This window comes from Halanaerobium sp. (assembly GCF_003070835.1).
In genome coordinates this window covers 1-1,031 of the sequence record NZ_QBLR01000506.1, presented here as the reverse complement: position 1 = coordinate 1,031, position 1,031 = coordinate 1, and the positions used below count along the sequence as shown (strand labels likewise).

At 36.8% G+C, this 1,031-nt stretch carries 1 protein-coding gene; it reads right to left on the bottom strand.

Translation table 11 applies throughout. The features are described 5' to 3' along the window. The coding region (locus CI949_RS20845; RefSeq protein ID WP_290769957.1) for an efflux RND transporter permease subunit at positions 1 to 1,031 on the bottom strand (1,031 nt) is incomplete at both ends.

The window sequence follows — 1,031 nt, the reverse complement described above, 5'->3', positions numbered from 1 at the left end:
GCTTAAGTCAAAGCCCTTCATTAAAGCCAGAGTTAAGACAAATGTTGTTGGAATAGAAATTGAAACCGCCAGTGTACTACGCCAGTTTTCTAGGAATAAAAAGATTACTATAATTGTTAAGATAATTCCAATAAAAAGTGTACTCGCCATATTATTAATAGCCAGCTTAACAAATTCTGACTGATCTTCTGTGATCTTGAAATTCAAATCTTTATATTCATTTTCCAGCTCAGATATAGTTTCGTTGGCATTATCAACTACCTGAACAGTATTTGCGTCCTGCTGTTTTAAAATGTTTAAGGCTACAGTTTCTTGACCTTCAACTCTAAATTTACTTCTTATTTCAGCGAAACTGTCTTTAACATCTGCTAAATCCTTTAAATAAATTTTACCCTGAGGAGTTGAACTTATAATCAGGTTTTTAATTTCTTCTAAATTTTCATATTCTCCTACTGTCCTCAACAAATATTCCTGTTCATTTGTTGTTAATCTACCACCGGGAAAGTTAATATTCTCCTCATCTAACCTTTTAGTTAACAGCGAAATAGGTATATTATAGGCTGCCAGAGCATCGCGGTCAACATTTATCTGAATTTCTCTTTCCTTACCACCATAGACATCTACACTGGCTACTCCACTAACCAGCTGCAGTCTATTTTTTAGCTGATTATCTGCTAAAGTTCTCAGTTCTGTATCACTACGGGGTCCGGTTACTGCCAGGGTCAAGATAGGGCGGTCAGATTTCGAAAATTTCTGGACCTGAGGTTCTTCTATATCCTGCGGCAGTTCATTTCTGATTTTACTAACTACATTCTGGACATCTACTGCTGCAGTATTAATATCTTTATCATAGTCAAACTCGACGCTAACTAAAGATACTCCCTCCATTGCATCTGAACTGATACTTTCGACCCCTTCTATACTTCCCAGTTCTTCTTCTAAGGGCTCATTTATCTGTTCAGCAATATCAGAAGCACTTACTCCGCTATATTGAGTCTGAATACTAACTACAACCGGCTCCGTATCAGGAT